General features: G+C 49.9%; 13 protein-coding genes. 4 read left to right on the forward strand and 9 right to left on the reverse strand.

What is annotated here, in order from left to right; translation table 11 throughout:
• Positions 1-16 precede the first annotated feature (16 nt).
• Both ACFRAM_RS17960 and ACFRAM_RS17965 read right to left on the reverse strand, forming a co-directional pair.
• Entirely contained in the window at positions 17-895 is an 879-nt protein-coding gene (locus ACFRAM_RS17960) for a carbohydrate ABC transporter permease (RefSeq protein ID WP_175372059.1), read from the reverse strand.
• Positions 892-1,749 (reverse strand): carbohydrate ABC transporter permease, encoded by an 858-nt coding sequence (locus tag ACFRAM_RS17965; RefSeq protein ID WP_175372119.1) that lies wholly within the window; start codon positions 1,747-1,749, stop codon positions 892-894. Before ACFRAM_RS17965 ends, ACFRAM_RS17960 begins: the two co-directional genes overlap by 4 nt.
• Positions 1,750-2,305: 556 nt before the next feature.
• Between ACFRAM_RS17965 and ACFRAM_RS17970 the strand changes: the two genes are divergently transcribed.
• Together ACFRAM_RS17970 and ACFRAM_RS17975 are read left to right on the forward strand one after the other, a co-directional pair.
• Positions 2,306-3,055: a YdcF family protein gene (locus ACFRAM_RS17970; RefSeq protein WP_379467177.1), complete on the forward strand. Its 750-nt coding sequence runs from the start codon at positions 2,306-2,308 to the stop codon at positions 3,053-3,055.
• Between the two features lie 294 nt (positions 3,056-3,349).
• Positions 3,350-4,447 carry a threonine aldolase family protein gene (locus ACFRAM_RS17975; protein ID WP_379467029.1) on the forward strand — a complete coding sequence of 366 codons (1,098 nt, stop codon included), beginning with the start codon at positions 3,350-3,352 and terminating at the stop codon, positions 4,445-4,447.
• Between the two features lie 124 nt (positions 4,448-4,571).
• Here ACFRAM_RS17975 and ACFRAM_RS17980 read toward each other — a convergent pair whose 3' ends face one another.
• From ACFRAM_RS17980 to ACFRAM_RS17990, 3 genes are all read right to left on the reverse strand, one after another.
• Positions 4,572-8,729 carry a S8 family serine peptidase gene (locus ACFRAM_RS17980; RefSeq protein ID WP_379467030.1) on the reverse strand — a complete coding sequence of 1,386 codons (4,158 nt, stop codon included), beginning with the start codon at positions 8,727-8,729 and terminating at the stop codon, positions 4,572-4,574.
• A 624-nt stretch (positions 8,730-9,353) separates the two neighbouring features.
• Positions 9,354-13,070, reverse strand: a complete 3,717-nt coding sequence (locus ACFRAM_RS17985) for an S-layer homology domain-containing protein (protein WP_379467031.1) — start codon at positions 13,068-13,070, stop codon at positions 9,354-9,356.
• Between the two features lie 79 nt (positions 13,071-13,149).
• The gene (locus ACFRAM_RS17990; protein WP_379467032.1) at positions 13,150-13,968 is read right to left on the reverse strand and encodes a hypothetical protein; all 819 of its coding nucleotides are present in this window, start codon (positions 13,966-13,968) and stop codon (positions 13,150-13,152) included.
• Between the two features lie 601 nt (positions 13,969-14,569).
• Between ACFRAM_RS17990 and ACFRAM_RS17995 the strand changes: the two genes are divergently transcribed.
• Together ACFRAM_RS17995 and ACFRAM_RS18000 are read left to right on the forward strand one after the other, a co-directional pair.
• On the forward strand, positions 14,570-15,937 hold the full coding sequence (locus tag ACFRAM_RS17995; protein WP_379467033.1) for a dicarboxylate/amino acid:cation symporter: 1,368 nt from the start codon (positions 14,570-14,572) through the stop codon (positions 15,935-15,937).
• 145 nt (positions 15,938-16,082) lie between these two features.
• Positions 16,083-16,937, forward strand: a complete 855-nt coding sequence (locus ACFRAM_RS18000) for a protein-glutamine gamma-glutamyltransferase (protein WP_379467034.1) — start codon at positions 16,083-16,085, stop codon at positions 16,935-16,937.
• Positions 16,938-17,114: 177 nt separating this feature from the next.
• Here the strand turns inward: ACFRAM_RS18000 and hflX are convergent, their stop codons facing one another.
• The 4 genes from hflX to ACFRAM_RS18020 form a co-directional block, all read right to left on the reverse strand.
• Positions 17,115-18,380 carry a GTPase HflX gene (hflX, locus tag ACFRAM_RS18005; RefSeq protein ID WP_379467178.1) on the reverse strand — a complete coding sequence of 422 codons (1,266 nt, stop codon included), beginning with the start codon at positions 18,378-18,380 and terminating at the stop codon, positions 17,115-17,117.
• Between the two features lie 609 nt (positions 18,381-18,989).
• Positions 18,990-22,022 carry a DEAD/DEAH box helicase gene (locus ACFRAM_RS18010; RefSeq protein WP_379467179.1) on the reverse strand — a complete coding sequence of 1,011 codons (3,033 nt, stop codon included), beginning with the start codon at positions 22,020-22,022 and terminating at the stop codon, positions 18,990-18,992.
• A gap of 2 nt (positions 22,023-22,024) precedes the next feature.
• On the reverse strand, positions 22,025-23,665 hold the full coding sequence (locus tag ACFRAM_RS18015) for an SWIM zinc finger family protein (RefSeq protein ID WP_379467035.1): 1,641 nt from the start codon (positions 23,663-23,665) through the stop codon (positions 22,025-22,027).
• A gap of 183 nt (positions 23,666-23,848) precedes the next feature.
• Complete coding sequence (locus ACFRAM_RS18020; protein WP_379467036.1) at positions 23,849-24,880, reverse strand: peptidoglycan DD-metalloendopeptidase family protein; 1,032 nt, start codon at positions 24,878-24,880, stop codon at positions 23,849-23,851.
• Positions 24,881-24,910 lie beyond the last annotated feature (30 nt).

Genomic DNA, 24,910 nt, shown 5'->3' on the forward strand with positions numbered 1-24,910 from the left:
CAGTGACGGCGGGTTATTACTTAATGCCTGTAAGTACAATGCCTTCTACAAACTGCTTCTGAGCAACTGCGAACAGGGTCACGATTGGAAGCATAGCCAGCACGGAAGCTACCATCAGAAGATGCCACGGCGGAATACGGAACCGTGAAGAGGTGAGCGAGGCCATGCCGACAGGAAGCGTAAATTTGTCTGATGAGCTTAAATAAAGCACAGGGGTGAGCAGGTCATTCCAGCTGTAGATAAAAGCAAAGATGGCAACAGTAGCTAGAGCTGGTCCTGAGAGCGGAAGCGCAATCTGGCGCCACATCCGCAGCTCGCCGCATCCGTCAATCCGTCCGGCGTCGAACATTTCCTCTGGCAAGGTGGTGAAGAACTGGCGTAGCAGGAAGATGTTATACGCTGAGCCGAAAAATGCGGGCACAATCAGCGGCAGGAAAGTGTCGATCCAGTTCATTTTGGAGAACAGGATAAACTGTGGAATCATGATCGCCGGATAAGGCAGCATCATGGTGCTAAGCAGCAGCATGAACCAGATCTTGTTGCCTTTTCCTTTATATCTGGCAAATCCGTAAGCCACCAGCGCAGAAGAAATCAGTGTGCCAATGACGGACAGGACGGCGATAATAAGGCTGTTCTTGTACAGGGTTCCGAATTGCAGGGTGTCAAAAATCTCCGTGTAATTGCTCCACTGCCAGCTTTCCGGAAGAAAGGTAGGCGGGAACTTCAGCATCTCCTTCTTGGACTTCAGGGAGGTCATAACCATGAAGAACAGCGGAAGCAGCATAAGGAATGTTGTTACAATCAAGGTCAGCAGGCTGATAATCTTGACCGGTCCGACCTTCCGGCGTGGACGTGAACTGGGCGGGCGTGTGGAGAGGCTTGGGATGGAGCTCATTTGTTAACGCCCCCTTCATAATGAACGAATCGGTTGGACAGCTTCATGATAAGAGCCGTACACAGCATAACAACGATCAGCAGCACCCAGGCCAGAGCCGAGGAATAACCGGCCCGATATTCTTTGAAGGCGCTGGTATAAAGGTTGTAGACGTAGAACCATGTAGAGTAGTTCGGTCCGCCCTGTGTCATGACGAAGGCTTGGGTGAATACCTGAAAGGAATCGATTAGTCCCATAATCAACTGGAACAGCAGCACCGGCGAGATCATCGGCAGTGTGATGTGCCAGAAAATCCGCAAGCGTCCGGCTCCATCAAGTTCAGCTGCTTCGACTAGACTGGACGGCACCCCTTGCAGTCCCGCAAGGAAAAGAATCATCCCGGCTCCCGCGCCCCAGAAGGACATAATGATCAGTGCGTAAAGGGCAGTATCCGGATTCATCAGCCAAGAGGGGCCTTGAATGCCGAACCAGGACAGGATGTAGTTGAAGAGTCCGATCTGCGGATTGAAGATCCAGTACCACAGCAGAGACATCGCTACCCCGGATACCATACTTGGGAAGTACATTGCTGTCCGGAAGAAGCCTTTGAGTGGAATAGTCTGATTCAGTAATAGTGCAAAGCCCAGGGACAACAGCATCGAGATTGGCACACCGATAAAGGTATACCTTACAGTGACAACGACCGATTTCCAGAACAGATCGTTATGGAACATCTCGGTGTAGTTGGCCAGCCCAACGAATTTTGGCGGGTGAATAATGTCATATTCGGTGAAGCTGTAGTAAAACGATGACAGAATGGGATACAAGGCGAAGATTAAGAAGCCGATTATCCAGGGTGAGATAAACAAATACATGTAAAATGTTTGCCGCCGACTCTCGCGATTGCTCACGGACACACCAACCTTTCTCTCCTAAAGTATAAGCGCTTTAACTTTTGATCATTAATTTGTTGTCAAAATCAAATTTTATGGGTCTTGTTGATATAAAAGTTAAAGTGCTTTAACTTTTAATCCGTCCGATGTCATTATCATAGAGGATTGGATCGAAATAATCAATACCTATTTTTAAAAATAAAGCGCTACCAGTTATATTATATGACATATAATCTGATCTATTTTTATTATCAGCGCTATAAATGACAAGATTTTTTGTTTTATGTGTCATATTATATTACATAAACGAGGTAGTTGTTTCTATTTAATTTACATATTCAATGTGAAAATAATGATTTACATTAAATTTATGGCAGGTTTCATGCGGTTGAAAATCTAAAAAAATGGGTAATCAGGAAAAGCTCTTTTTCCAAGTGGTGAAAAGGTGCGTAGTGAGAGGATGTCCGGTTATAATTATCGTGTGGATAAAGGGTCATAGTTCAAACCGGGTCTTCCCCGGTTAGGAGGTGCAAACGGTCTGATTTATGTAATCAAATTTATCTATAGCTTCGTACTCCCGCCAGGATTGTTCGTACTACTGCTCTTGGTGCCGATTATTTGGCTGTGGAAGCGTGAGCGAAGGGCATCGGTATTTTTGCTCATCGTTACTCTGCTATTCTATTTATCCTCTACGTCACTTGTCAGCGATCTATTCATACGCGGACTGGAGCGGCAATATGCGCAGCCGCAAGCCGCACAGGGAGATGTTATCGTTGTGCTCGGCGGTGGAGCCACGCTTACGACACCTGACTTGAATGGCAAGGGCAATATGCTGGGTTCAGCGGCGAACCGATTGCTGACTGCCGTACGGCTGCATAAGGCCACTGGCTTGCCGATTCTGTTCTCCGGTGGTCAGGTCTTCGCTGATAGCGGTAATGAAGCGAATATTGCAAAACGGCAGTTGCTTGGCCTTGGGGTGGCAGAGAGTGACATTCTTGTCGAGAACCGCTCACTGAATACTAAGCAGAATGCGATTAATACTGCACTCATTCTGAAGGAACGCGGGTTTGAGCACCCGGTGCTTGTGACCTCTGCTTTCCACATGCCACGGGCGGTGGTGGAGTTTGGTCAGGCCGGACTGTCGGTGCAGCCTTTTCCGACCGATTATGTATCGGATAGCAAGTTCGCTTTTTATCCAGCTAAACTGTCTCCGAATGCCGGTGCGGTAAGCATTACGGGGCTGGCTTTAAAAGAGTACCTGGGTCTTTTCGTAGCCAAGATTCGTTGAGTTATATAAGACGAACGTAAGATGATAACGTAAAGGCTTGATCGTCACTACGGTGAATATTTGGACTTTCGGTCGCTGTTGCCGCCAGATTTCTTCGATTAAACCGCTTATCGCGGTTGAAATCCGGCGAGCGTATGCTTCCGATGCGAGCTTTCCTGCAGAAAGCTTTTTAGGCGAACGCTTTCGCTCCTATAGATCCAAATTTCCCCTTTCGTTCCTTCTCGCTTTTGTTGTTTCTTTTCTTCGTCTTATATATGTGTTATTAAGTTAGAGCTGAGAGGAGCAATAAAGTTTATGCAAGAGAAGTTGTCATTAGCAGAAGCCTTTAAAGAAGCTGTCTTTCAATTGCCGGCTCACGGTAAACGGAATGTGCAAGTGCTGAAAGAGGTTTTCGAGCAGATAGAGGGCCAGCTGGATTCCGATATATATGGAACAGGAAAGGTTATTGAGGATTTCCAAACGAATATGGCCGAAGTGCTGGGGAAGGAAGCGGCCGTGTTCTTTCCGAGCGGGACCATGGCGCAGCAGATTGCCTTAAGAATATGGTGTGACTGCAAGGGCTTAAGCCAAGTGGCGTATCATCCGCTCTGTCATCTGGAAATTCATGAAGAGGATGGATTGAAGAAGTTGCATCATCTTGAGCCTGTGCTGCTCGCTGACAAGCATCGTTTGATTACACTTGAGGATGTCCAAGGAATGCCGGAGGAGGTTGCTTGTCTTCTGCTGGAATTGCCACAACGTGAGATCGGCGGGCAGTTGCCGGAGTATAGCGAGCTTGAAGCCATTTCCGCTTATTGCCGGGAGAAGGGGATTTATCTTCATCTGGATGGCGCAAGATTGTTTGAGGTTCTGCCTTATTATCAGAAGAGTGCTGCAGAGGTTTGTGCGCTGTTCGATAGTGTGTATATCTCTGTCTATAAAGGGATCGGTGGCATTGCTGGAGCGGTTCTGGCTGGCGCAGCGGATTTCACAGCAGAATCGAAGGTTTGGAAGCGGCGGCATGGTGGAGACTTGATCAGCTTATACCCATATATCATCCCTGCTGACTTTTATTTTAAACAACGGGTTCATAAGATGGAGAAGTATTATGAAGAGGCCAAAGTGCTGGCTGCTTTATATAATCAATGTCATGCGGTCACTACGCTTCCGTTAGAGCCGGTGTCGAATATGTTTCATGTCCATATATCCTTGCCCAAAACAGTAGTAGAGGATGTTCTAATCGATCTTTATCAAGCCACGGGGATCGGACTCACCTCTTATGTGAGGGAAGTCGACGAATTCTCTTCCTACTATGAAGTGAGCATCGGTGACAATTATAGCGAGGTTCCCCAAGACAAGCTGCAATCATTATTCGTGAGGCTGAACGAGAGGCTGCAACAAGCATCATCTTAGGGGACAGCGCGAAATAAAGCTGTTTGTTCAAATGAGTTGCCCAGTATCTATCGTTGTAAAAAAACGCCCGTCCATTTCCCTGTGGGAAGCGGACGGGCGTTTGATGTTTCTGGCTTGGTCCGAATTAGTCGATCAGGCCAGTTTTGCTCAGCAATTGATGCAGGGTAGCTGCAACTGTCTCACGGGTAGCTGCTGTTGTCGGATTGAAGTTCGATCCGACTTCGCTGCTAATGATACCCGCAGCAGACAAGGATTGTACGCTATCTTTAGCGTATGGAGCGATCTTGGTGCTATCGGCATAAGTAGTGAACGACGGATTGGAAGCTTTCAGTTCCACGCCAGTCAGTTTCACGGCTCTTCCCAGGATAACAGCAAGCTCTTGACGCGTAACTTGGGCGTTCGGGGCAAATTTGCCATTACCGATTCCCAGAATCAGTCCTGCCTCGGAAGCAGCAGCAACATCATTGGCATACCAGTCAGAGGACTTCACATCTGTAAAGGTAGAAGCCGAGCTAGAACGTAGTCCGAGCGAACGGGACAGCAGTGCTGTGAACTCGGCACGGGTCAGGTTGCTCTTCGGCGAGAATGTCGTTGCCGAAGTGCCTTCAATAATCAGCTTGTTAGCCAGTGCTGTAATATCGGCAGCAGCCGGGGAGTTGGCGATGTCACTGAAAGTGACAGGGCGGCTCACTGCAGCATAGACCGAGAATCCAGGGCGGCTGACCGTAACGAGAGTCGTACCGTCTGCTTGTACTTTGAACACAGAAGATACCGGAGTAATCTTACCGTTCGCTTCGAACAGTACGCCAGCTGTGTTAGGCTCAACTTTGCCTGGAATTGTGAAGGATCTCTTAATGAATGCATCATTTGGTACCTTCAGAGCTTTACTTCCGGAAGTTGTAGTCCAGTTGGCTTCAAAGGCTACCGGAGACCCAACAACTGTTGATCCAGCAGTTGCCGAGAATTTGGAGGATTGGTCATCCGCTTTCTTGATGATCAGATCCAGGCTGGCATCGGCAGCGCCGCCAGTCAGCAGGCTTACTGGCAAGGCGAATGCGGAACCTGCAGCATTTACAATAATTGTACTCTTCGCTGGTGCACCAGCGAGCAGCTTCACTTGCTCAGCTGTCAGAGCCACTTTGGCAGCAGCGTCAGTCGTAGCCGGAGCATTGATTACAATAGCTGCCGGAGAAGCGGAAGCAGAGGCGATGGCTGCTTTCAGATCATCGTTAGTTACCGTAACAGTTGCTACGCCATTGCTGGAAGCTACAGCAGCCTTCACAGGCGCTTGCTTCAAGCCTTGGTCAATGACTGCATTGGCAGCGCCGCTAGCCGGAGCAGGTGCTGTAGATGGTGCTGGTGTGGCAACTGGGCCGCCTCCACCGCCGCCAGTGCTACCGCCACCACCATTGGTTTCGGAAGAGTTATCTACACGTAAAGAGGAATATCCATTGTATACAATAGGACTTCCATACTTATCTTTAACTACATTTCCGGATGCATCCAATTGGATGGCTACGATATGGATTTTATAAACTCCGTCTTTCAGATGCTCTGTAACCGGTTTGCCTTTAGCATCTAAAATCTCTTTTCCCTGTGCATCGAAAGGGTGATAGGAACCATTAATGCCTTTGACTGAATATTGTCCTGGACTAAAGAATTTTTTTACGCTGTCCGTGGATGCTGTGTCAATGTATCCGATCGTTTCGTCATCAAGATTGACAACGTCGATCTCATAATAGTTGGTATCCTCTGCAGAAAGTCTGAACGAAAGATCTGTACTCTTTTGAGTGCTTCTATTTGGATAGATAAGTGCATTGGTCAATTTGATTTCTTGAATGCCAAACGGATTCTCTGGCAACTCCTTACCCACATACACGGTAAATGGCAAATGCAGAACAGGTACGCCTGGAGCAGTCAAATTCAGCTGACCTTCATACCAGCCTTCCTCGGCGTTACTAGCCACATTAAGATTCAGGTTGAGAGTCGACGTTTTTCCTCCGTCAGCAGTTACAGTAGTAACGCTAGGAGTAACAGTGACGCCTTTGGCGTCTTCGAAGTGCCATTCAACTGAAGTCGTGTAGCTCAAAGCCTGGTTGCCGGTGTTTTTGAGCTGCAAGTTCTTCACAGCGGACGACCCTGGCTGAATCACGCCAAAGGCTGCGGAAGAGTTGTAATTAATTACGTTTTGCGGGTTGTAGTTCTTGTCCAGAATAGTGATAGGTTCAAGAGCTTGCAGTAATGCTGGCGTTAAAATGGCATTCTCTACATTTACACGTCCTGCACCCTGTTGATAAACGCTGTAATCTTCATTAGGTTCTGCGGTGTTTGCCAGAGCCGCGCGTACATCAAATGGTGACCATGTTGGATGAGCTTGTTTGATCAGCAATGCCAAACCGGCTACATGAGGCGTAGCCATGCTAGTGCCGCTGATGCGGTTGTAGGCTTTATCGTAGGACACATTGTCTTTGCCTTTACCATAAGCGGGCCATGTAGACAGCACACCGACACCTGGTGCTGTGAAATCTGGCTTGATGCTCAGGTAATCATCGACGTTCGGCCCCCATGATGTGAAGCTGGCAAGGGTATCGCCTGAAGTCTTCGAAGGATGGTAATTGTCGCCGAAGGTGAATTGGAAATTGGCGTCGGGATTATCCTTCAGCACTCTAGCCAAGGCTCGGCCTTCGCTTCCCTTGAGGTCTAGTGTTGGGATGTTCTCGAATCCATCTCCCAGGCTAGAATCGATATATCCATCCCGGTTAGGGATGCTTGGACTCAGATCGACTACATAATTGCCTTTACTTTCTTCTTTGGCATTGCCGTTAAAGATAGCGATAGCTCGTGCACCGTGATCTTTAGCGATGGCAATCTTGTCTGTAAAGGCCAGCAATCCGCGGGAGAGCAGTACAATGCTGCCTTCAACATTTTGAAGATTCGCGTAATCCTTCTCATCCCCAAGCCCGGCGTACACTACATTTACCGGTTTGGTACCAATGATCTGTGCAAAATCTTCTTTGGCCAGTTCCCAGGCCATCAGTTTGAAATCATAAGTATCATAAGTTACTGTGGTTACGGAATCGCGGACCAATTTGGCTTCGAAATTTCCGGAGAATTGTTTGCCTGGGCTTGTCACCGCCCCAACCGAAATTCCCAGTTGGGAAGTAGCGGGAGAACCAAGTGTGTACTCTCCTGGTCCGGCATTGCCGTTGGCAATTACCGCTGTAACGCCCGAAAGCACAGCGTTATTAATCGCGATGGCATCCGGGGAATTTACGTCTTTTTCCTCATCGGAACCGAGCGAAAGGTTGATGACATCCATGTGGTCTTTTACCGCACGTTCGATGCCGTCAATGACCTGTGCAGATGAACCGGAAGATGTACTTGGTTTTTCCAGATTCCGTCCGAGCACCTTGTAGGCGTACAAATCAGCGCCGTAAGCGACACCTTTTTGCGAAATTTCACCGCTCTTGTTGGCAAATTGCCCAATGATGGTTCCGGCAACGTGTGTACCATGATAAGTACCTTCATAGCCTACACCGTAGGGGTCTTTATCTGGTGTGAGTGCAACCTCTTCATAAGGATCATTATCATTGTAGAATGAGTCATACCCGCCTTTGTAAGCATCTTTGATGTCAGGGTGAGTATAATCAACCCCGGTGTCAATAACGCCCACCTTGAGGCCTTTACCTGTATATCCGTTAGCCCAGGCCCAATCGGCGTGGATCTGCTTTAACGGCTCGTTGTCATTTTGTGGTGTTGTTGCTTCTGCAGCGGCTGCCGAAGTGTCTCCTTCCACTGGAACGGCATACCAAGTGCTGTTCTTATGGATAGAAATGACACCCGGGATTTTAGCCAGATCAGGGATTTCATTCGCAGGAATTGTGACTTCAAAACCGTTCAGTACCGTGTTGTACTTGTAATTGACTTCAAGGTCTAGTCCAGCATTAGCAGCTTTCTTCAAAACGTCGGTTTGCTGGCTGTTTACAGCAGCTTCGGTGGCTGTGGAGGCTAGTGAGGAGATGCCTTGCTTCGCTGCGTATTTGCCGACGGCTGCCGGCTGTCCGCTTAGTTGGACGATAACGCGAATGTCATCTGTGGATTTTGTATTGATCTGAGGCGAGATAAATGTTTTCTGAGAACTCTGAACCAATGTCAGTGCGCTTTGGCCAATTTTAGGCTGCACTGCTCCTGCTGCGGAAACCCCTCCGGGAACCGTGCTGATCGTTACTCCCGCGGCAAGTGCCAGCAGTGATAGTTTACGAGATAATTTGCCCCAATCCAAAAAAATCCCCTCCGTCATATAATCTTTTCGAAATCAAACTTTTTCCGTCTTCTCGGCGAAATCGCGGCAGAACTCTCCTTTCCTATGAATTCAAAAATTAATTCCACCCAAGCTAGTAGGAAAAATGTTAAGAAGATTTTACCACTGGTAAAATGTAAAATCTATATGAAAATAAAAAATATTTTAGTAGATTTTCAACCCTTATATTGGAATATTAAGATTATGATGGGCAAAAATCGTTCGAAAAGGCTCTGTAAAAGGGATTTTTGTTAACAAATGGTGTTATGTTAATACATACTCTTCTAATAGGGAATAAGGTTCACATCTCCGACAAATGACCTAATTTTTAGTAAAAAATAAGCTTTTAAAACACGTCATTAGACATAAAGTCAGTCGTCAAGCAACACGATTGTTACTAACTGTAAATCGGAAATAGGGATAATTTCGTAGATATAAAGAAACGGTAATATGGATGATGTTAAGAACGATGGAGGACGTTAATAACGGAGGAATGGACGGCCATCACGGTTCGCTAACCTGTTAGGATAAGAAATGGAAGAGCCTCCGAATCCCTATGAAAAGGGGTTCGGAGGCTTTTTTAGAAGATGTAATGCGGGGTGGGCATTACTTGGAAAGAAGATTAAACAGTACCTGTGCTACTTCTGCTCTAGTAGATACGCTGGCAGGGTTGAGCTTGCCATTGTTTCCTGCAATAACTCCAGAGGCAGTAAGAGCCTGCAGGGCTTCTTTAGCGTAGTCTGCGATTTGGCCAGCGTCGCTGTAGCTGGACAGAGCAGGGCCATTCTTAGAAGCTGGAAGCTCTCCCAAGACGTCCAGAGAACGGTACAGTAGCGTGAATAACTCCTGACGTGTGATTTTGCTGTCAGGCTTGAATTGATTCTCGCCAACACCGGTGGTAATCCCCAGGCGTTTAGCAGCAGCCAGATAGCCGGTGTAATACGTGTTCCCGGCGTCAGCAAAATTATCGGTAGCATTCTCGTCGGCATCAATGCCATAGGCCTTCAGCAGCAGAACAGTGAACTGTCCGCGGGTAACCGAGGCGTTAGGGCTGTAGTGGCTGTCGTCTGTTCCGGACGTGATGCTCCGGGCAGCCAGGAAGCTAACGGCATCGTTGTACCATGCATTTGCTGCAACATCGGCAAATTCGACTTTGTTATAAGCAACGATGTATTGGGAGAAGTGGGTAGTGACAAAATCCACTGTTCCCGCAGCGTATTTGCCGCGTACATTGTCGAGACTTCCCGATTCATTAATATGGTAGATGATGATAGAATTCGGCTCTTCGCCAGCTTGTAGCTTGTAAGGAACGCTGATCTGCGCTTTGCCTCCGCCGAAGCTAGAAACAGTAAGGTCTCCTGCTTTGACAGTCAGATCGTAGACAGGTCTATCACCAAGGACCTCTTTACCTTCGTCGGTGAGTGAAACCTTGGCGATCCGAATATGGATATCACCCTCATCTTTAGCTCCGCTAATATTAGCGATTGCTTTGGCATCCAAGGTGATCGTTCCTACGTTGGCATAGTTGATTTTAACCTGAGCTTTTGTGCCAGAAGCAACTGCATTGAATGCGCTTCTTGGAATGGTTAGCTCAGCGGTTTGAGTTTTGGCAGTAGTCTCAACCTTGATTTCCAGCAGTGCTGATTTTCCGTCGGCTTCTGCTTTTTTAGCACTCTCTACAAGCTCCGTTACATCAGCTGCTGTGATGGAAGCTGTGGTAACACCTGTAGATTCATCGGTAGTAGCAACCGCTGTTTTAGAAGCGATGATTGTATTTCCTTGCGCACTAGTAACTGGTGCCGCGCTGGCAGTCGGTGCAGGGCTGCTAACCGGAGTCGGTGCAGGTGAGTTGCCGCCAGTTGATGGACCGGGATCTCCGCCGCCAGTAGGTGCTTTGTACTCAGGTACGACTACATCAGTTACAGGGCTTTCTTTGTAGCCTTCTTTGGCAGCATATCGCACGTTATAAGTACCAGGCACAAGTCCTGTAATTTCGACATCTGTGGCGTATACATAATTGGTAACAGTGGACAGTTTATATTCCAGTGCTGGCGTTGTGCCGGTGATACGTCCGTCATTATTGGCAGATGAAGTAGGGGTGATACCGGTGAGACCGGTTGGCGCTGCTTGCTCTGCGGTATAGGCTGGCACGATTACATCGGCTGCTCTGCCCGCTTTGAAGCCTTCCTTGGCTGCGAATCTGACGTTATAAGTACCCGGTACAAGCCCTGTAATTTCAATATCTGTAGCATAGACATAATCGGTAACCCCCGCCAGTTTGTATTCCAGTGCAGGTGTAGTGCCGGTGATACGCCCGTCATTATTGGCAGGTGTAGTAGGAGCAATACCTACCAGTCCGGTTGGTGCGGCCTGTTCGCCGTACGCAGGGACCTCAACGCGGGTTACAGGGCTGGCGCTGTAGCCTTCCTTGGCGGCATAGCGAACATCGTAGAAGCCAGGCACAAGTCCTGTGATGGCTTCGCCGGTCACTGGAATGTAATCAGCGGCAGCGGCTGGTTTGTATTCCAGGGCTGCATTGGTTCCTGTAATCTGCCCATCATCGTTGGCAGCCGTTGTAGGAGCTACGCCGGTCAGTCCAGTCGGTGCTGCTTGTTGGTGTGTAAAGACCGGAACCACAATTTCGATGGCTTGACCCGGTTTATACGGGATTGCAGGTGCTCCTGCCGGAACGGTAGGGCCTTGATAACCCGGTTTCGCGGCATATCTTACCTGATAGGTGCCAGGTGTTAGTCCGGTAATGGCTTCGCCGGATACCGGTTTGTATTCAGCCTCATCGGCACGTTTGTACTCCAGCGATTTGTTCAGAACGCCAGTAATCTGTCCGTCGTTCGCAGTAGCCGAAGTTGGCGCTACGGCTGTCAGTTCAGTCGGGATAGCTTCCAGTCTGGAGAAAAGCTTATCGAGCGCGTTCAGGTAGAAATTGTATCTTGCACCGTTAGCATAACCATTGCTGACATAGTCGGGCTGGATATTTGTCCAGGAGTACATCAATTCGATGTGTCCCAGAATAGGTGCTGGTTGCCCACTGTCATCCTTATTGGTTTTGTTATAGGTGAAGAGATACGGAACTTGTAGACGATCTCCGAAAATTCGCGTATTGTTTTGATCCACATAACTGATAGTGGTAGGTTTTTCTGCTGTGTTGTTCTGTGTCTTGATATTGGTCAAATATTCTTTTACGAGGTCCACATACAACTTGGCATACGGGTGGTCGGTGGTCCGGACCTGCAGCTCATCGTTGGTGTGCGGATTTCCATCCTTAACGGAATTGCCGCTATTGTTGTTCGGCAGACCTACCGTCACGCCGGAATCGAGCTTCGTATCCCACAGATATATTTTATTGATGTTGTTCTTCTTGGCCTGTTCGTTAATGTATTTGATGACCGCCTGGGTGTTAGGGCACCAGGAACCCCCGAACAGGATGGCATAGTTGCCGTCGCTGGACAAGATTTCTTTTAACTGATGATAGGTAACATGTTCATAAACGAGATCGCCGTCAGCCGAGGTGAAGATCGTGGGCTTGCCCGGGTTCTCTCCTTCATAGTTCTTGTTAAATGCAGCTTTGATATACTCCGATTCATTGATCGTGTCGTATTTCACGGCTTTGGAGAATACGGATCGAACCTGATCCTTATAGGCATCGACCTTGGTTTGATCAATTATTCCGTTTGTCTGGAACTCTGACCAGGATTTGCTGTCTTTAAGGTAAGAGACAATGGGAGCACTGTTGCCTTGGGGATCCTTGTTGTCCTTGTTGTAAACTAACAGGAACGGAGCTTCAATTTTGTTAGCTGAGACCGTGCTGCCGTCTTTGGCAGTGTAGCTCACATTGTGCGCTGGATCGTTCTTATCGTAAATATCCAGGTTCGTCAGGTACTTGTTAACCAGGTCTACGTATTTATACGCGAACTTGTTATTGGTATCTGCAATTTGCAGCGTATCGCCATCCAGCTTGGTATCAAAATTATAAATGGTAGAAATGCCGTAATCCTTGGCAACTTCATTGATAAAGCCGATATCCGCTTGTGTGTTCTCATCCCATGCACCGCCTACCAGAACGGCATAAGTGCCTTGGCTTTCAAACAGATGAACGATGTCCTCGTAAGTTGCTGTTTTATAGACATGGTTCGGGTCATTTAATTTCGGATACACCTTGCTGAAATAATCAAAGTTAGATAGAGGAGTGGCTGCAGAAACGGCTGTTTCAGCAGCCGCTGCCCGGCCTGCCTGAAGAGGCAGGACAAGCAGGGAGGCTGCCAGCAGCAGACTCACGATTTTTTTTGGCTTGAACTTGATACTCATTGATTTTGCACCTCGATTTCTGTCGTTTTCTGAAAATATAGTTGGCTGGGTCTTAGCTCAGCGGCAATGATGCACGAAATCAAGGGCATACTTCTTCGTCAGATGACGAAGCAGGTGCTGGTGCTGGATCAGAGGCAGGTGCCGGAGCCGGAGCCGGAGCTTGCACACTCTCCGTTGGGGCAGATGGGCTTGATTTGGAGTGAACGGGTTCCGCAGCAGGTGCAGCGGTAGCCTTGGCTTTCACCACTTCGGTGGTTGAGAAGGTGATTTTCTTGGCTGGAGCAGTTGTAGGCTCTGGTGCAGCAGTGGCTTTAGCTTCGGCAGCTGGAGCTTGTGCCGGTGCTGCCGTCGGGTGGGCGGCTTTCACTGCTGGCGCAGGGGTAGCTGCCGGTGTAGTCTTGGAAACCACAGGCGCTGCTGCGGCTGCAGGTGCAGTGGTTGCTTGCGGCTGTGCCGGTGTCGTTTGTGCGGCCGGTGCAGCAGTGGCTTGTGCCGGCGCAGCTACTTTGGTAGCGGCGGTAGTCACGGTTGCAGCTTCTGCAGCTGGTGCAGAAGCAGTCTTCACCTGTGCGGCTTCGGCTTGCGCAGGTACTTCTGTTGCTTGCGGCTGCTGAGCAGTAGTCACAGCGGCGGCTTGATCGGCAGGCGCTGCAGTGGCCTCAGCCTGCACGGTTTCTGCAGCTGGCGCAGGAGTCGCTTCCGGCTGAACGGTCTCGGCTACAGTTTGCACAGCTGTCTGTGTGCCTGCCGCGGAGGCGGTGTCAGTAGTACTAGCGGCAGCGGTATTGTTCTGTGCCGGCGCAGCCTCCGGTGTTTTCTGATTGGCCGATACGGCGGCATAAGTCAAAGCGGAGAAGACTACAGCAGCAGTAACGATCGAAATAGTGAGCTTTTTCATAAGAGTAATCATCCTTTTCTTTGCGCCCTGGACCAGGCAGACAAGGCGGCTAAGCCTGTCGCCTTCGGGCTTATTTGTAGTGCGTTTTGCGTATACAGTCTGGGCTTTACAACATGTCCTGCGTGTTACGTGAATATTCATTTCTGCAAGCTTGGTTCCAGCGGAAACAACAAAGAGACTCAGGCAGGTGGTGCAATGACATCACCCGCTGAATCTCTGGCTGTCCAGTAGACTCAGTCCTCCGCTAGTTATGTATGCTCATGCTGGATTGCTCGGCTGAAGTCTTCATCCCTCCCTTTTGCGCCAATAAAAAAGCCAGAGACTCAAGAGAACGCAAACCTAGCGCTCTAACTCGAATCTCTGGCTGTCCAGTTGATTCTATCCCTTTGGTGATCCAGCAAATGATGCATGCATCGTGTGATGTTTTTAATATTATTCAATGGCGAAAGTAGTTGTCAATCAATATTTATTTTTCATACCGAAATTATCGGAATTAAATGAAATTAACATATAATTACATTGACATTCATAGGTTTTGTATATAAATTATTTATCATTATTCATATCAAATAAGTGGGGTATTGGGAGGGTTTTAGAAAGAATGAAGAATATAGACAATAATCTACTCTCGGCGATTCAAACAAACTGGTACGGATTTGTAGTTTCCATCGTTGTCTTCGGAATTTTATTTCTGTTGGCACGCAAGCGTGTAGGGTTTGGTACCCGAGTCATTATCGGTTTGTTAATCGGACTTGTAGTTGGGATTGTTTTTCAAAAGCTGGAATTTGAGACCAAGGCCATCAGCACCTTTGGCAGCATTTATGTTAGTTTGATCCGCATGCTCGTTATTCCCCTGGTATTCGTTCTCGTATTGAACAGCATCGCGTCTCTTACCAATCTGGAGTATCTGCGTAAAGTTGGTATCAAGACCTTTGCCTGGTTCCTGGGAACAACGGGAATCGCTTCTATTATAGGGCTGACAGTAGCCCTGCTCTTCAATCCCGGTCAAGGGATCCAGCAGGAGGTGCCGGCAGACTTCACTGCCCGTGAGATTCCGACCTTCTCGCAGGTCATTCTCGACCTCGTACCTTCTAACCCAGTTAATGAAGCGGCGACGGGTAAAGTGGTTCCGCTGCTTATCTTCGCAGTCTTCCTGGCGGTGGCAATTATCAAGATTGGCTCTAAAAAGCCAGAGGCAGTAAAGCCTGTACGTGATCTGATCGAATCTCTGACCTTGATTCTGCACCAAGTCGTCAAATTCATTATTCGCTTAACGCCATATGGTGTGTTCGCACTCATTGCTGCGATTACGGCGCGTTACGGATGGGAGACCTTGCAGGAGCTTGGAAGTGTTATTATTACCTCCTATGTAGCCATGATCATCCATTTTGTGCTAATCTTCGGTGGCCTGGTATTCTTCGTAGCCAAGGTCAATCCGATTAAGTTCTTCCGCAAAATCTATCCGACCATCGCTGTAGCATTCACCACGCGCAGCAGCTATGCTACACTTCCAGTCAATCTGGAAGTCATCACTAAGAGATTGCATGTCTCGCCGCGTATTGCCAGCTTTATCGCTCCGCTTGGCGCATCTGTGAACTTCAACGCCTGCGGCGGCATTTGGCCGGCAATTGTAGCGGTGTTCACTGCTCAAGTATTTGGTATCAATTTAACCGTAACAGACTACATCGTTCTCGTACTTGTTAGTATTATTTCTTCTATTGGTGTAGCTGGAGTTCCAGGTCCGGCGGTAATCTCTACTACAGTTGTATTAACTGCGCTAGGCTTGCCGCTTGAAGGTATCGCTATCGTGGCTGGTGTAGAAGCTCTCATCGATATGGGACGTACTGCCGTGAATGCGACAGGAACTACTGTTACAGCTCTGCTGGTTGCTAATTCGGAAGGTGAATTTGACCGTGAAGCCTTCAATTCGGATAACGAAGACGATGAGATCGCACTTGGTACCGCATAATTTAACCTAATATTAAAAATAACACTACAACCCTCCAGTTCCTGCACATGTGCAGCGGTACTGGAGGGTTGTTTTGCACATCCACAGGAGTTGCAACGTACAATAACCCATATTAAGAGAATAAAGATTCATGGGAGGTACGGCAGTGATTACGTTCTTGAATGGCGACATCAACGGAATTAACATGTCAGGCTTGACCGGGGTAGAGCGGGAGATTGTAGCGGAGAAACAGAGGAGCCCGGAGAACTATGTGTATGAAAGTCCGGCGGCGCTGGAATTCGAGCTGAATACAAGAAAGCACATAGTGAATGCGGCAAGGGCACTGGATGCCAGCGGAGCAGAATTTGCCTCTTTTGAGACTACCCGGGGTAATCCGAATTATTGGACCCGGACCAGCAAAGGGGGGCTACAGCTGAGAAGCGGGGTTCAGCCATCCGATGGGATCAACGACATTTTTCGTAACGGTTATCTTTATGCATTTGAATGCGCCACGGCAACAGTAGTGGTTTTATACAAGGGTGTGTTGGATACGCTGGGCCCCGCTGTATTCAACTCCTATTTCAATGATCTGCTACTGTATGACTGGCATTATGATAGCGATCTGCAGCTTACTACTATTAATAACAATCTGGAAGCCTATCCTGGCGATGTGCAGTATTTCAAGAATCCCGACCATGATCCGAACAAACCCGAATGGCAGGGTGAGAATGTTATCGTCCTGGGGAATGGGGAATATTTTGGTCACGGCATCGGTATAAGCTCCGGGGCGGGCATCATTGCTGCGCTGAACGAGGAGAGAGTACCGGGAAGCACAACGTCTGCATATCTCTTGGATGAGACATTTCATCCTGATTTTGAGTATTTGCGGAAATTATCGGAGGGACGAAGCCGCTCGTCTTCCGTAGTCAGAGCTTCAGACCTGGCGGTCATCGCCAGAATTGGGGGGCATCATTATATTTATACGTATAAAAAAGCAGAACTTCCGACTACATCGATATAATATTGATGATTTCTGAACTTTTATTAGGCTTACAAAGCATCAAAAAACCGGCGCTACACTACGTCATGGACGCGTGCAGGCCGGTATATATCTGCCTTTTAGAAGTTCTCAGAAAGACAAGCAGTCCCCCGCCTCAATCCTGTGCAGAAGTCGGGGCTTTCTTGTCTTTCTGATCCTTTAAAGCTCGATGAAGTCGTTCCGGTACTTCTCGAAGTCTGCTATTCTGCACTCCAGCGTCATCCGGGTGCCATTTTCCTCATAGCTGACCGATTGGACATGAGCGTTCTCGTTGAAGTAAGAGACCAGACGTCCCTGATCAAAGGGCACGAGGATCTCGCATTGCATGTAGTCATTAAACACATGATCGCGAATCAACTGTGTTAGTTCAGGAATGCCCTTATTTTGCTTCACGGACAAGTAGAGGTTATCCCCTTCAACATGCGGATAGGACAGGTCTGTCAAATCCGCTTTATTGTAGGCGTAGAGGACAGGAATCCCGTCTGCGCCGAGCGCTTTTAAAGTCTCCTCCGTCACTGACATATGTTGCTTGTGCTGTGAATCGGCAATATCAACGACATGGATTAGCAGATCCGCTTCGGTCACTTCTTCAAGCGTGGAGCGGAAGGCTTTGACCAGATGGTGCGGCAGCTGGCTCACGAATCCTACCGTATCCGTCAAGAGAAAGGTTTTATGATCCGGTAAATCGATGCTGCGTACCGATGTCTCCAGGGTGGCGAACAACATATCCTTCGCGAATACCTGTTTGTTGGAACCCGGATGGTAAGTCTCAACCATAGCGTTCATCAAGCTGGATTTGCCGGTGTTGGTGTATCCAACGAGACAGACCACAGGCACTTCATTCTTATGACGTTGCTTGCGTTGAATTTGGCGCCGCGACACTTGCTGGGTTAGCTCAGTCTGGAGAGCAGAGATGCGCTCTTCAATTCTCCGGCGGTCAAGTTCAAGCTTTGTCTCCCCGGTACCTTTGTTCTTCATGCCAGCACCACCGCCCTGACGTCCCAATGATTCACGCAGGCCTGACAGTCGGGGGAGCATATATTGCAGCTGGGCGACTTCCACCTGGAGCTGGGCCTCCTTGGTCTTGGCTCGTTCAGCGAAGATATTGAGGATCAGAATCGTCCGGTCAATAACTTGCCGATCCAGTGTAGATTCCAGGTTGCGGATTTGGGAAGGGGATAGTTCGTCGTTGAAAATAACAAGTTCCGTACCTGCTGCTTCCATTAAAGCTTTCAATTCTTCAATTTTACCAGTCCCAAGATAATGGGAAGGGTTGATTCGGCTGGTCTTCTGGCTCAGTTCCCCGATAACCTCGATATTGCATGCAGCCGCCAGATTGCGCAGTTCTTCCATAGAATAGGCGAAGTTATGGTCCTGTTGCAGCTGGACCCCAACAATGATCGCTGTTTGTTGAGTAGGTTCCATCATATATAATCATCCTCCGTTATTTAGCCAAAGTTAACATCCAACTTTAGCGAAAATGAAAAATAAAAAAGCACAGGCTATCTGCCTGTGCTTACAGTATCTGTAGAGGACTTCAGAACAAGGATGCGAGGGAAGACGTACTTCCGCTGCGAGACCTGGTCTTCCATAGGATGCAGGACACAAATAACCTTCACATGAGAAAAGATGAAGATGTATGACATCTCCCCCTGCGATAACAGGCTACGCTTGTGTTCATGGGTTTCTATGGAGGTTTCTAAAGGAGGAATGCTGAAGAGCATGATGCTTCTTCGGGCAGTCCATGATTGTGGGTTACCTTTAAAAATGGCAGACCTATCCTGAGTCCTCTGCACATGGGCAGAGCTTGAGCGCTATTCAATTAGCCGCGCAACGTACGAACTCGGATAAAGTCTATCACACGTAACCCTCCGTTCAATAAAAGTTAAGTCGATTCTAACACATACACTAATTTATGGCAAACCGGAGGAGCGTCGGGTTCACTTCAAAGCTCTGTTAATCGAAGTCAGCCCCAATCGCCTGTTACGCACAAGAATATAAGAACTCTCAGCGATTATGGGTAGGCTCACCACTTTACGCCATCCATTCTCTACGTAAGGTGAACAGATCCTTGAGTGCATCTGTAGACAGCTCAGTAATCCAGCCTTCCGAGCTGGAAATCACGTTGTCGCTAAGCTGTTGCTTACTCTCCAGCATCTCATCAATACGCTCTTCAAGCGTGCCAAGCGAGATAAATTTATGGACCTGAACATCCCGGGTCTGGCCCATCCGGTAGGCCCGGTCGGTTGCCTGATTCTCGACGGCGGGATTCCACCAGCGGTCGAAGTGGAACACATGGTTGGCCGCGGTCAAGTTCAGGCCGACTCCACCGGCTTTCAGGGAGAGGATGAAGACATTTGGCTGATCGGACGATGCTTCAGCCGAATCTGTTCGCGCGGGAGCCTGGAAGCGATCGATCATCCGATCCCGTGCAGTTTTGGAGGTGCTGCCATTCAGATATAGCACCGGCTCTCCGAGCTCCTGCTGGAGCACGGCCTGCAGCATTTGGCCCATGCCGACATACTGTGTGAAGATGAGGCAGCGTTCATCCTCCTCGCGCAACTCACGGACCATGGCCATCAAGCGCTCCAGTTTGGCTGAACGCCCGATCAGGGCCGGGGTGTTCAGCGGTGCCATCGCTCCTGAATCGGGGTCCATCTCCTGCAAGGCTTCCTTAGATAGCAGTGCTGGATGGTCACATAGCTGCTTGAGCCGGGTAAGCGCCGAGAGAATAGCGCCTTTGCGCTCGATGCCTTCGAGCTTCTGCACACGTTCCAGCAGTTCATTGACGGTCTGGTCATATAGCGCAGCCTGCTCTGCTGTCAGGTGAATATAGGTCTTCATCTCGTTCTTGTCCGGCAGATCCAGCTGGATTGCCGGATCTTTCTTCTTGCGCCGCAGCATGAACGGTTTAACGAGTCGTTGCAGCTCATTTGTACGGCGCTCATCGTGCTCCTTCTCGATGGCATTGCTGAACCGGTCCTGGAACGACTTGGAGCTGCCGAGGTAACCGGGCGTGATAAAGTCGTAGATTGACCACAGCTCAGAGAGGCGGTTCTCGATCGGCGTGCCTGTTAGAGCAATCCGGTGCAGCGCCGGGAAGCTGCGAACGGCGACAGACTGCTTCGTCTGCGCGTTCTTGATGTTCTGCGCTTCATCCAGGCAGATGCACCCCCAGGTGAATTGTTTCAGCAGTTCCTGATCCAGCGAAGCGGTAGCATAAGACGTCAGTACCACATCAGCCTGCGAAGCGGCTCCGTAGAAGTAGCCAGCCTCCAGACGTTTGCTGCCATAATGCAGCATAACGTTCAGAGACGGGGCGAAGCGGGCCAGTTCCTTCTGCCAGTTGCCGAGTACCGAGGTCGGGCAGATGATGAGCGATGGCCAATCCTCAGGGGCCGCGTGGGGATCCCGTTTGGCTGCCGCATCCGGTTTGGGGGCGGCGGCATAGTTATCCTTAAGGTGGAGCAGATAGGTGATCAGCTGCACCGTTTTGCCCAGGCCCATGTCGTCGGCCAGGCAGGCGCCCAGCCCGAAGCGACGCAGGAAAGCCAGCCAGGCGAAGCCGTCGTGCTGGTAGCTGCGAAGCTCGGCCTTAAGGCCGGCCGGCACCTCGGGCTTCGGCCACTGGGCCTGTTGTCCGAGCTGGCCGATGAGGCCGAGCAAGTGTCCGTTCAGCTCCACCTCCAGGCGGAGCCGTGTGGCCTCCTCCTGAAGCTGCTCTTCGGCGGCTTCAGCGTTCTCGGCTTCATCGCCTGTACCCAGGAGATGAAGCTGTAGAACATCCTGGAAGGACAAGCCCTGCGACTTGTCCATGCCAGCCATGGCCCGCTGAATCTGGGCCAGGAGGGCAGGGTCGAGCGGAATCCACTGGCCGCGGAAGCGGACCAGACGCTCGCCCCGGGCGACCAGCTCGGCGAACTCGGTCTCCGAGAGGTCCGCATCGCCGATGGAGATTCGCCAATCGAAATCGATTAGCGAATCCAGACCGAACAGCGACTGGCCGCTGCGCTCGCCTTCGCCAGAGCTGACCTTGGCGCGCAGGCGCGGCTTCTTCCGGCTGGCGGTTTCCCACCACGCCGGGAGCAGCACTTGCCAGCCCGCTTCCAGCAGACGGCGGCTGTCCGCCGTCAGGAAGCGCCAGGCCAGCTCATTGCTGAGCGGCGCGCCTAGCATGTCGGCGCCGCTTAAGAGCTGCTCGCCTGGCAGGCTGGCGAGCAGCCGGGCGGACCAGCCTGCGGCGCGTTCGGTGACATGGGGCGTCCACGCCGCAGGCCACTTCCCGGCGGCTTCGCCTTCGCCGCTCAGCTGTATCGGCACCAGCACGGACTCGTCATACTTGTCCTGCAGCACAAGCTTCAGCACCCAGTGTGGCTCATCGCCTTCCGGCTCCAGCAATTGCAGTGCCGGGCGGAACGGGGCGGTGTCGGCCTTCCAGCCGATGGAGATCAGCCAAGCGGCTTCATCCATACCTGCCGTGCCCGTGCCGCTTCTATCGAACAGCAGCGGGTATTCGCTGCGCAAATCGCCAGCGGTGGCTTCGGTTCCGTAATATTGCTGGGACACCGCTGCCGAGAACGCTGCACGGAGTCCTTCCGTGAAATCGGAGCTCTCAGTGAGCATCTGCTGTAGAGTAGATGACTCGTTCCGGTCTGTGGCGGCCCGCTTCAGCGCGGCATCATCCCAGGTCCATTGCAGCCGCCCTTCCCGATAGGCGGCCAGACGTGGAATATATTTTTTCCCCTTCAGGCAGTCCGTCAGCAGGGGGGCTAATACATTAAGACGGGCAGCACCGCCTTCCCAGTTCCAATGCACATGGCTCAGAAGCTTGGGATCGGAGAAGAACGGGATGACCTGCTCTGCAGGCAGAACCACCACTTGAACGTCTTCCACCTGCCGCACCGCCAGTTCTGTACCATAGAAAGAAGCTTCGTGCCAGGCGAACAATCGCTGTTTGAGGGTCAATCCAGGAACATAATCATCCCGTTCGTTGAGCCCGAATAATAAAGCATCGCCGTACTCGCTCAAGGCGAGCTTCACGGTGATCGTATTCAAATGCATATTGATGCTCATGTAATCAGTTTTCCTTTCCGAAGCTCTTCCTGCAAGGCGCGCAGTCTGCTATTGCGAACGGAGAACGAATGGATATACAGTTCCCAGCGCTCCTCCTGCTTCATTTTCTTGTATAGCTTGGATAGCCGCTTCAATAACTTAACCGCTGCTTTATAGCTTTGCCTGTTCTTGTCCAGCACGAATCGTTCTACAGCCTGATGGTAGAAGGGGAGCAGCGTTTCCGGTGCGTGCTTCTCCAGCGGCTGAAGGTCCCGGACACGGAAGTCGGCAGGTTCTTTGCCGTTCGCGAGTTGGTAGTCCATCCAGACTTGCCATTTCTCATGGATGAGCAGCTTTTCGCCATAGATTTCACCTGCCAAAGGCAGCATTTCGCTCAGAGTACTCCACATCAATGGCTCACTTTCTGGGCGCTGGGCCACGACCGCATCCCAGTAGCTCGAATAATCCTTCAGATTTCCGTAGATTCGGCTACCGAGCAGCGGGCCAGTCTGGACGAGCCAGTTCACCAGCCGGTCCCAATCCCCGGCGCTGTATAAGGGTTCAAGGAAGCCGAGCAGGTCTTCCGGCTGCAGAGCGGGGGTGTCCGCAGCGGTGCGAAGATGTGCCCAGGCCGGGGGATCGTCCCCGAGGTAGAAATACATTCGGCTCTGGGCTAGCAGCCAGGCATGCCGCGAGAGTGAAGTCCCAAGCTCTGTCTCCGCTGTACGTAGCTGATCAAGCTCTTCTTCGTATAGCTTGTTGTCACTGAGGTTGGGTTCGAGCCAATGTTCCCAGTACAGCTCATAAGCTATGCGGAAATAAGGCTGCTCACGGGAACGGGCGCGTGGCTCAGATAGCATTTGTAGCCGTAGATAGTCCAAAATTTCCATCGCCCGAGGCCATTGCTGCGATTCTACCCTCAGCGGAAGGGCGCTAGTCAGGAGCTGCCCGATAGAATCTTGCAGCTCTGTGACAGTCATATGGGCGAAATAGCCCATGGAGGAAACGAACGTAGTCTGCGCCGGACCCTGGGGTTTAGTTATCGTTTCTAGCACAAAGAGGTGGGCATGGAGTAGGAACAGTTTCTCTGTAGCCGGTGACATCGACGGTTTATATTTCAGGATGGCCGCGAGGGCTTTCTCGGCATAACCCGGCGTCCGGCTCGTGTGAGCCAGCGGCGCGGTGCAGCTTACACAGAACTCACGCCACTCCGCAACCCCGGCTTCCGGTATACGGCTTGCCTGTTGTTGAAGCAGATCCTGTCGCGCCAGCATTGAAGCCGCCCCAGGGGGAAGCTTGGGACTGGCTGGACGCTGCAGAGAAGCGGCAGCCTTAGCGTTCGCTAGTGTCTGCAAGGAGCGCTTCTGCATGTCTGCATAATGCATCAGCACGGCGGCCATATGCTTGCAAGGTCCTTTGACAGGACATTCGCAGCGGCTATTTCCGAGATTGTCTAGATCGATAACCACGGAGTAATCATCGTTACCCTCAACGAGGGTAATGATTTTACGCGCATCGGTCACTGCAAACGGCCGGACACGCTTTTGCTTATAATATTGAAATCCACGTTTGAGCGTCAGATCATCGAAAAGATACGCCACATCCTGAATGAGCTTGTCCCACAGTTCATCATCCATGGCATCTATAGTAGATTGCATCGCTTTATTCTCCCGTTAATATATAGTTGCTATTATCTCCTTCTATTATATCATTTATTATCTGTCGTTCTCTTCATCGGCTACGGCAGCTTGGAAGGGCAATTCATAAGCCGAAAGCCTGCTATTAATAAGCGACAAAAAGAAGCAACTCAGATGTCCGAGTTGCTTCTTTTTATTCGATCATTAAGGTGCTTTGATATAGGTGCCTTGTTCGTAATCATCGGCGTCTTTCCAATTCACGCGCAGGGACTTCGTAGTATAGAGCTCTGCACTGTCGGCTACCTCGAAATGCAGATGCGCTTCACTCGAATTACCCGAGTTGCCGCATTTGCCAAGCGCATCTCCGGCTTTCACCTGATCGCCGACTTTGACGCTGACCGAGCCCTTTTGCAGATGGGCATAATAGCTGAACTCTCCATTGCCGTGATCGATAATCACATGGTTTCCGGCAATCTCCTTCGTGTTCTCCGTTCCGACAGGGCTGTTGTCATGGATGTTATTGACTACTTTCACTACCTTGCCTGCTGCGGCAGCGAAGATAGGTTTACCAAAAGCGTAGTAGCTTTCATTTTTGGCGGGATCACCTTTGTAACTGAATCCATTGTTAACGACGATCAGGTCATACGCATATCGCTGTTGTACAGCACCATAGTGGTAGTTGATCAGCTCATTGGGTCCTCCCCAGAAGACAAACCAATTCCCTTTAAAGGGAAGCTGAAAGGTCGTCTGCGTACGCTTTGCATCGGTCTCAGGATACAATTTCAAAGTATCAAAGATAAGGAACGCGATCTGATTTTTACTGTTAAACATGACCTGAATCGTTTTTTCACCTTTAGGGTCCGTCCAGGCATAATAGTTGGTATTGTTCAAGGCTACGTGACTTTTCAATTTATAGGAAGTGACGTTACTGTGGTATAGGCGAGCCGCTTGCTTGAAGTCTTGAAGCGGGAACGCCTTTTTGAATTCGGCTATTGTTTGTCCATAAATCACTTCATATTTTTGTTGCTGTAACAGCTGCAGTAGTTGATCAGGTTTGAAGGAAGAACCTAGGGGCTGCGATTTCGAATTGACTGCCGCTACCTTCGTGACAGAACTCAAGGGTGCTGCGACAGGCTTAAGCGGATCAGCCGAAGCTGAGACGGCTAAGGAACCTACACTTAATGAGCCAACAAGACTTAACAGCACCAGGCTTTTTTTGCTAATAAAATCATTCATCGGTTTATCTCCTTTATCGTTGGTTTCATA

The sequence above is a fragment of the Paenibacillus sp. NPDC056722 genome (assembly GCF_042790635.1).
Taxonomy (GTDB): Bacteria; Bacillota; Bacilli; order Paenibacillales; family Paenibacillaceae; genus Paenibacillus_AQ; species Paenibacillus_AQ agri.

Coding starts and splice junctions, on each gene's coding strand:
- ACFRAM_RS17985 (WP_379467031.1), bottom strand. CDS start 13,070: ATGAGTATCAAGTTCAAGCCAAAAAAAATCGTGAGTCTGCTGCTGGCA.
- hflX (WP_379467178.1), bottom strand. CDS start 18,380: ATGGAACCTACTCAACAAACAGCGATCATTGTTGGGGTCCAGCTGCAA.
- ACFRAM_RS17965 (WP_175372119.1), bottom strand. CDS start 1,749: ATGTATTTGTTTATCTCACCCTGGATAATCGGCTTCTTAATCTTCGCC.
- ACFRAM_RS17995 (WP_379467033.1), top strand. CDS start 14,570: ATGAAGAATATAGACAATAATCTACTCTCGGCGATTCAAACAAACTGG.
- ACFRAM_RS18020 (WP_379467036.1), bottom strand. CDS start 24,880: ATGAATGATTTTATTAGCAAAAAAAGCCTGGTGCTGTTAAGTCTTGTT.
- ACFRAM_RS17975 (WP_379467029.1), top strand. CDS start 3,350: ATGCAAGAGAAGTTGTCATTAGCAGAAGCCTTTAAAGAAGCTGTCTTT.
- ACFRAM_RS17990 (WP_379467032.1), bottom strand. CDS start 13,968: ATGAAAAAGCTCACTATTTCGATCGTTACTGCTGCTGTAGTCTTCTCC.
- ACFRAM_RS18015 (WP_379467035.1), bottom strand. CDS start 23,665: ATGCAATCTACTATAGATGCCATGGATGATGAACTGTGGGACAAGCTC.
- ACFRAM_RS17960 (WP_175372059.1), bottom strand. CDS start 895: ATGAGCTCCATCCCAAGCCTCTCCACACGCCCGCCCAGTTCACGTCCA.